Annotated in this window: 8 protein-coding genes; all 8 read right to left on the reverse strand. The window is 62.4% G+C overall.

Annotated elements, in window-relative coordinates; all coding sequences use genetic code 11:
• Positions 1–125: 125 nt before the first annotated feature.
• Entirely contained in the window at positions 126–1,226 is a 1,101-nt protein-coding gene (gene rseP, locus GOX01_RS10135; RefSeq protein ID WP_011253337.1) for an RIP metalloprotease RseP, read from the reverse strand.
• Positions 1,219–2,445 carry a 1-deoxy-D-xylulose-5-phosphate reductoisomerase gene (gene dxr, locus GOX01_RS10140; protein WP_011253336.1) on the reverse strand — a complete coding sequence of 409 codons (1,227 nt, stop codon included), beginning with the start codon at positions 2,443–2,445 and terminating at the stop codon, positions 1,219–1,221. The genes rseP and dxr overlap by 8 nt, the downstream gene beginning before the upstream one ends.
• Complete coding sequence (locus tag GOX01_RS10145) at positions 2,438–3,286, reverse strand: phosphatidate cytidylyltransferase (protein ID WP_011253335.1); 849 nt, start codon at positions 3,284–3,286, stop codon at positions 2,438–2,440. Before GOX01_RS10145 ends, dxr begins: the two co-directional genes overlap by 8 nt.
• The gene (gene uppS / locus GOX01_RS10150) at positions 3,283–3,963 is read right to left on the reverse strand and encodes a polyprenyl diphosphate synthase (RefSeq protein WP_049750784.1); all 681 of its coding nucleotides are present in this window, start codon (positions 3,961–3,963) and stop codon (positions 3,283–3,285) included. Before uppS ends, GOX01_RS10145 begins: the two co-directional genes overlap by 4 nt.
• 95 nt (positions 3,964–4,058) lie before the next feature.
• Entirely contained in the window at positions 4,059–4,625 is a 567-nt protein-coding gene (gene frr, locus GOX01_RS10155) for a ribosome recycling factor (protein WP_011253333.1), read from the reverse strand.
• A 68-nt stretch (positions 4,626–4,693) separates the two neighbouring features.
• Positions 4,694–5,434 carry a UMP kinase gene (pyrH, locus tag GOX01_RS10160; protein ID WP_024716835.1) on the reverse strand — a complete coding sequence of 247 codons (741 nt, stop codon included), beginning with the start codon at positions 5,432–5,434 and terminating at the stop codon, positions 4,694–4,696.
• Positions 5,435–5,545: 111 nt separating this feature from the next.
• Entirely contained in the window at positions 5,546–6,433 is an 888-nt protein-coding gene (gene era, locus GOX01_RS10165; RefSeq protein ID WP_011253331.1) for a GTPase Era, read from the reverse strand.
• Positions 6,434–6,458: 25 nt separating this feature from the next.
• Complete coding sequence (gene rnc, locus GOX01_RS10170) at positions 6,459–7,193, reverse strand: ribonuclease III (protein WP_024716833.1); 735 nt, start codon at positions 7,191–7,193, stop codon at positions 6,459–6,461.
• Positions 7,194–7,266 lie beyond the last annotated feature (73 nt).

Consider the following 7,266-nt stretch of genomic DNA (forward strand, 5'->3'; position numbering starts at 1 on the left):
TTCCTTGTAACATATTTTTTGCAGGCGACTGACACGTTACGCCATTGGCGGAGGTATCCGATAACCCCTGTCCCGCGCAAGATGCCCTGACGTGTTCAACTGTATCACAAGTCTTTTCAGAATATTTAGCTTACTGCGTGAAAGAGCCAGTGGAACAGTCCGATGTTGGTCAGATCGTTGACCGTTGAAAAGAGGAAAAGAGCGCCGATCAGAGCCATTCCGACCTGCATGCTCACCTCCTGCACCCTGCGTGAAACCGGGCGGCCGCGGATCGCCTCGCAGACATAGAACACGAGACGCCCCCCATCGAGCACGGGAATTGGGAAAAGATTGATCAGCCCAAGATTGATCGAAAGCAGCGCCATGAAGGAAATGATGCTGGCCAGACCGTAGCTGGCGACCTGACCGGAGAGCTGCGCGATGCGAATCGTCCCCCCCAGTTCCTTCGCACTCCGCTGCCCGCTGAGGATCTGCCAGACGCCCTGAAGCGTCATGACCGATTTGTCCCAGGTCTCCTGCATCCCCATGATGAAGGCCGACGGCAGGGAAACGGGACGTCCCCTCGAAATGGCAAACGCCACGCCGAGGCTGCCCATGTCGTGGCCACCATTCTTCAGGGTGTCGAGCGTGACCGGCAGGCTGAGATCTTCCGTACCACGATGGATGCCCAGAACCGTCTGTTGGCCGGGATGGGACGCGACGGTCGCCATGACATCCTCGACACCGAGGATATGCGTATTGCCGATGCGGGTAATCACGTCACCGGGCTTTACGCCTGCACGGTCCGCCGGACTTCCAGCCGTGACCTGCGAGATATCCCCGTGGATCTCGGGCTTGCCCACCACGGCGAACAGCACCGTGAAGGCCAGGATCGCGAAGATGAAATTGAAGACCGGGCCCATGAGGATGACGATGGCCCGGGAACCTACAGGCTTGTCGTGGAAAGTCCGGCCCGGAATCCAGGCGGCTTTCTGTTCGTCGGTTGCATCTTCCGGACCTTCAAAGCCGTGCGGCTTGACGAACCCGCCCAGGGGAATGGCACTGATGCGCCATTCCGTGCCCGAGCGATCGTGCCAGCGATGCAAAGCGGGGCCGAAACCGATGGAAAAGGTATCGACCTTCACACCACGCCAGCGCGCCGCGAGGTAATGCCCGAGTTCATGGATGAAGACGAGGATCCCCAGAATCAGGACATAGGCCAGAATGGTCCGCAGAAGATCATGCATTCAGGGCGTTCTCGCTCACGTCGTTTCGCAGCCCCCCACTCTGCCGCAGGATATGGGCTTCGGCGAGGGCCCTGCCCCGCGCGTCCCAGTGCAGCACATCATCGAGGGTCCTGAGTTCCGGATTTTCATCCATGGCCTGTAGCGCAGCGTCGATTGTCTCACCGATACCGAGGAAACCTATGCGCCGGTTGAGGAACGCATCCACGGCAACTTCGTTCGCGGCGGAGAAAACGGCTGGTGCCGCGCCACCGGCCCGGAGAACCTGACGGGCAAGGCGCAGGGGGGCGAAGCGCACTTCATCCGGTGCCTCGAACTCCAGACGGCCATAGGCAGCAAGATCAAGACGCTCGCAGGGTGTCACCATGCGCTTCGGCCAGGCAAGTGTGTGAGCGATGGGAATACGCATATCGGCCGAGCCCATCTGGGAGACGAGGCTGCCGTCGCGGAACTGCACCAGTCCGTGGACGACCGACTGAGGATGAACCAGAACATCAATCCGGTCTTCGGTCAGGCCGAAGAGACGGGCCGCCTCGATGACTTCCAGACCCTTGTTCGCCATGGACGCGGAATCGATTGTGATCTTCGCCCCCATCGTCCAGGTCGGATGCTTCAGCGCCTTTTCCGGCGTGGCGGCACGCATCTCCTCGATCGAGGATTTGCGGAACGGACCGCCAGAAGCCGTCAGGATGATTTTTTCGACGCTCTCCATGTCACAGCCGCCAAGCGACTGGGCGATGGCATTGTGCTCCGAATCGACCGGGAGGAGCGTCGCGCCGGCTTCGGCAACGGCGCGCAGCATGACATCGCCGGCGCAGACAAGCGCTTCCTTGTTTGCAAGCGCCACGGCATGACCGTTGCGGGCGGCAGCGAGCGTAGGTTCGAGGCCCGCGGCACCCGTAATGGCCGCCATGGTCCAGTCGGCTTCCATGGCGCCGGCCTCAATGACGGCCTGACGGCCAGCAGCAGTCCGGATGCCTGTCCCGGCGAGGCAGGTTTTCAACTCTTCGTGACGGCTTTCGTCATGAATGACGGCGACTTCGGCGTTCAGACGACGGGCCTGTTCGGCCAACAGGGCGGCGTTGCATCCGCCGACAAGGGCCCGCACCTCTATCTCATCCGGAATCCGGGCAAGAAGGTCGACCGTTGAAGTTCCGATACTGCCGGTGCTGCCGAGCACCGTAATGCGGCGGCGTGTTGGGCGCGCAGAACCGTCAGTCATGAGAAGAACTCCCCTGAAGAATGGGTGGGTGTGCAGAACCGCTAGTCAGATCTGCAGGAAGGATGGACCAGAAAGGCTGCGCGGCAACCGCGAGCGAAAGCAGGGCTGCGGCAGGTGCCGCGGCGAGAAGACCGTCAAAGCGGTCCAGAAGGCCGCCATGTCCGGGAATCAGACGACCTGAATCCTTGACGCCGAGACGACGCTTGGCCGCGCTTTCCAGAAGGTCGCCGCTCTGGGAAAACACGCTCAGGACAGCGCCGCAGACCAGGCCACCAAGCTGGGTACCCGGAACGGTCAGCCAGGCGACCAGACCACCGGCCAGCGCCGAACCCACAAGGCCGCCGATTGCGCCGGAGCGGGTTTTGCCCGGTGAAATCGAAGGAGCCAGCTTGGGGCCGCCAAAAATACGACCGGCCAGATAGGCGAAACTGTCGCTCGCGACCACGACGGAGATGACGAACAGAACGGACGCCATGCCGAGCGGCAGGTGCCGCAGCCACAGGAGCGACAGGCCCCCGATGATGGCAACAACGACGGGCACGCTGGCCGGAAAGCCGAAAATCAGGGTGGGCCAGATCATCCAGAAGGCGGCGCTCCACTCCCCTTTCAGCGCCGCCAGACCGGCGATGACGGGCCAGGCCAGCAGCAGAGCGCTACGCCATGTCTTGAGGGGCTGGCGGATAAGGGTTTCGCCTTCCCAGGCCAGACCGAACATCGCCAGAAGGATCAGGGCGTCATAGACCGGGCCACCCTGCCAGATGCAGAACGCTGCAACCGGGATCAGGACCGCAGCGGACAGCAGGCGCAGACGCAGGTCAGACCATCTGGAGGAGGCACTCATGCGGGGCGGCCACCAAACCTGCGCTGACGGCTTGCAAAGCGCGAGAGGGCTTCGAGAAACTCGACTTCGCCAAAATCGGGCCAGAGCACATCCATGAAAACCAGCTCCGCATAGGCGCTCTGCCAGAGCAGGAAATTGGACAGGCGACACTCGCCACTGGTGCGGATGACCAGATCGGGATCAGGCATGTCGGAAGTCTGGAGCGCATCGTCGAGCATGGCTTCGCTGATGCTCTCGGCCGCGATTTTGCCGGCAACGGCGTCTTCAGCCAGCCTGCGGGCAGCCTGCACGATATCCGCGCGGCCACCATAGGACAGCGCGAGCGTGAGGGTCAGGGTCGTGTTGTGGAGCGTCAGCGCTTCAGCGCGGCGCAGTTCTTCGCGCAGGGAACCCTCGAAACGCTCGGGCTCACCGATGATCCGCAGGCGCACGCCCTGGGCATGAAGCTCGTTAATCTTGTGACGCAGATAGAAGCGCAGCAGGGATGTCAGATCCCCGACTTCCTCCGCGGAACGACGCCAGTTTTCCGAAGAGAACGCATAGAGCGTCAGGTATCGCACGCCCTGCCGGATGGCCGTGCGGACGCATTGCTGTACGGATTCCGCACCCTGACGGTGCCCTGCGGCCACAGGGAGTTTGCGCGCGCGGGCCCAGCGGCCGTTCCCGTCCATGATCATGGCGATATGGACGGGAACGACGCTCACGCCGCCCCCGGATGAAGAGGAGACGACACGGTCGTGACGGGGAAGAGATCCTGCAGACAAATGCGCAATCAGACCTGTTTGATCTCGCGTTCTTTGTCCGCGAAAATATCGTCGACCTTCTTGATGTACTGGTCCGTCAGCTTCTGGATGGCGTCGGTCCAGGTCTTCATATCGTCCTGGCTGATCTCGCTCTTCTTTTCCAGGGCCTTGGTCTGCTCCATGCCGTCACGACGCACGCCACGCACGGAAATCTTGCCATTCTCGGCATAACGGCTGGCAGCGCGGGCCAGTTCGTTGCGGCGCTCTTCGGTCAGGGCCGGAATGGGAACACGGACCGTCTGACCGTCCGTGGACGGATTGAGGCCAAGGCCGCTGTCCCGGATGGCACGCTCGACGGCACCGACAACCGTACGGTCCCAGACGGACACCGTCAGCATACGGGCTTCGGGAACGGCGATGGACCCGACCTGCGACAGCGGAACTTCCGAGCCATAGGCTTCGACGCGCACCGGCTCCAGAAGGTTCGGGCTGGCCCGGCCCGAACGCAGACCGGAAAGGTCCCGACGCAGGCTTTCGATCGCACCGTCCATACGGCGGGTCAGATCGGCGAGAAGGTCATTCAGGGCAGCGGACATGAGCTGTTCCTTTCAGTTCGACGTGGTTTTCAGGAGAGAGCCTGAAGATTTCGTTGAAAATGCGGAGATCAGTCCGCTTCGATGATCTTGGTGAAGAGCCCTTCCCCACGCATCACGGCCCCAAAGGAGCCGGGAGCATGCATGTTGAAGACCACGATGGGCAATTTGTTTTCACGCGCCAGGCTGATGGCCGCGGCATCCATGACGTTCAGGTCGCGGGCCAGGACTTCGAGATAGGTCAGCTGGTCATAGCGCTCGGCGTCCGGGTTGCGGCGCGGGTCGGCGGAATAGACGCCGTCCACCTGCGTGCCCTTGAAGAGCGCATCGCACTCCATCTCGTTGGCGCGCAGGGCGGCGGCCGTATCCGTCGTGAAGAATGGATTGCCGGTGCCTGCTGCGAAAATGACGACGCGGCCCTTTTCCATGTGGCGCACGGCACGGCGGCGGATATAGGGCTCTGCGATGGCGGCCATCTGGATCGCCGTCATGACGCGCGTTTCCATGCCGCGGCGCTCGAGCGCGTTCTGCAGCATCAGCGCGTTGATGACAGTGGCCAGCATGCCGGCATAGTCACCCTGCGCGCGGTCCATACCCTTGGCTGCGGCTGCAAGGCCGCGGAAGATGTTGCCACCGCCGACGACGAGGCAGACTTCCACTCCGGAAGCCACCACATCGGCGATATCGGCGGCAACCATGTCCACCATTACGGGGTCTACCCCTGACGGTCCGTCGCCCATGAGTGCCTCACCGGACACCTTGAGCAGGACGCGTTTGTAGGAGGGGCTCTGTTCTCGATTTTCGGTCATCATGCCCGTCTCTGGCTGGATGTGTCTTGACGTGCGCCTGTCATACAGACGTGGCGGGATTGGAACAAGCGATGTCAGGATGACGGATTTCAAACGCTCCGGCACCTGTCTTTTTCAGTCGTCCAGACCAATGGCGCGCAGCCGGGCCTTTTCCTCGTCCCATCCCGCACGTTCCTTGACGTTCAGGAAAAGATGGCACTTGCGGTCCAGAAGCTCCTGAAGCTCCATGCGCGCCCGCGCGCCGAGGGACTTGATCTTGTGACCACCCTCCCCGATCAGGATGGCCTTGTGCCCGGGACGGGAGACGTAAATCGTCACCTCGATCCGCACCGATCCGTCCGGACGCTCCTTGAAGCTCTCGGTCTCGACAGTGGCCTGATACGGGATTTCCTCATGCGTCTGCATGAAGATCTGCTCACGGACCAACTCGGCGGCGAGCAGACGGTCCGGCAGGTCCGTCAGGTCGTCTTCGGGATAGAGGAAAGGCCCTTCGGGCAGTTCGGCAGCCAGACGGGCCATCAGATCGCTCACACCCTCGCCCGAACGGGCGCTCAGCATGAAGACGTGCTCGACATTGATGAGACCGCTGATTTCCTGCGTCAGAGGCAGGAGTTCACCGCGCTCGACGAGATCCGTCTTGTTCAGAACGAGCCAGATGCGGTTCTTGCTTTCGGCCAGCTTGGCGATGATCTCACGGACGTCCTCGCGCAGGCCGGATTTTGCATCCACCAGCAGCAGGGTCAGATCCGCGTCCTGAGAGCCGGACCAGGCCGCGTTGACCATCGCCCGGTCGAGGCGGCGGCGCGGCTTGAAGATGCCGGGCAGGTCCACGAGGATGATCTGGGCATTGTCCTGCATGACGATGCCGAGCGTCCTGAAACGGGTCGTCTGGGCCTTGGGGCTGACGATGGACAGCTTGGCTCCGGCAATCCGGTTGAGCAGGGTGGATTTCCCCGCGTTCGGAGCGCCGACGAGAGCCACGAAACCGCAGCGCGTGGTCATGTTCTGATCCTTTGTTGATGACATCTCAGGACGCCACATTCTGACCGAGATGTTTCAGCAGGGCGGTTGCCGCTGCGCTTTCTGCCAGCCGCTTGCTGCCGGCTTCTCCCGTTCCCGTATGCCCCATGGTCGTGACACTGACGCGAAAGACCGGCGCATGTGACGGACCGTCCGAAGACAGGAGTTCGTAATGCGGAAGCGGCAGCCCCTGCGAGAGCATGTATTCCTGCAGCAGCGTCTTGGGCTCCTTGTGAGGCCGGTCGGCGCTTTCAATGCGGGACTGCCAGTACTGGTGCACCACACGGCGGGCCGGTTCCAGACCACCATCGAGATACAGCGCACCGAGAAGGGCTTCCATCGCGTCCGCACGGATGCTGGACAGACGCCGGATGCCGGCATCTTCCTCATGCGGGGAAATCTGGAGCGAGGCCGAAAGACCGACCTGATCGGCGATTTCGGCCAGCACAGTTCGCGATACCAGATGGGCGTGACGGGGACCGAGGGCCCCTTCCTGCTCGTCCGGATACCGCTCCAGCAGCCACTCGGCCATCAACAGGCCAAGGACGCGATCGCCGATGAATTCGAGGCGTTCGTTCGATCCGCTGCCCTTGGGGCGCTGGTTCCGGCGGGCACGACGCGGGTCGCGCCCGGAAACGGCAGAACGGTGCGTCAGGGCCTCGCTCAGCAGTTCGGGCTTCTTGAAGTTATGCCCCAGGGCAGCCTGCATCGAGGCCAGGGCTTCTGTGTGGGAAAGTTTCATGTGACGGAATGCAGGAAGCGGTTCCAGCGGATCTCGGTCGGCCAGTACCAGAACTGCCAGGCAGGGTGACGCA

Source organism: Gluconobacter oxydans (genome assembly GCF_006539685.1).
In the GTDB taxonomy this organism is placed as follows: Bacteria; Pseudomonadota; Alphaproteobacteria; order Acetobacterales; family Acetobacteraceae; genus Gluconobacter; species Gluconobacter oxydans.

Excerpts from the sequence above, each read along its gene's own strand:
- rnc (WP_024716833.1), bottom strand. The coding sequence starts at position 7,193 with ATGAAACTTTCCCACACAGAAGCCCTGGCCTCGATGCAGGCTGCCCTG.
- GOX01_RS10145 (WP_011253335.1), bottom strand. The coding sequence starts at position 3,286 with ATGAGTGCCTCCTCCAGATGGTCTGACCTGCGTCTGCGCCTGCTGTCC.
- dxr (WP_011253336.1), bottom strand. The coding sequence starts at position 2,445 with ATGACTGACGGTTCTGCGCGCCCAACACGCCGCCGCATTACGGTGCTC.
- rseP (WP_011253337.1), bottom strand. The coding sequence starts at position 1,226 with ATGCATGATCTTCTGCGGACCATTCTGGCCTATGTCCTGATTCTGGGG.
- uppS (WP_049750784.1), bottom strand. The coding sequence starts at position 3,963 with ATGATCATGGACGGGAACGGCCGCTGGGCCCGCGCGCGCAAACTCCCT.
- era (WP_011253331.1), bottom strand. The coding sequence starts at position 6,433 with ATGACCACGCGCTGCGGTTTCGTGGCTCTCGTCGGCGCTCCGAACGCG.
- pyrH (WP_024716835.1), bottom strand. The coding sequence starts at position 5,434 with ATGATGACCGAAAATCGAGAACAGAGCCCCTCCTACAAACGCGTCCTG.
- frr (WP_011253333.1), bottom strand. The coding sequence starts at position 4,625 with ATGTCCGCTGCCCTGAATGACCTTCTCGCCGATCTGACCCGCCGTATG.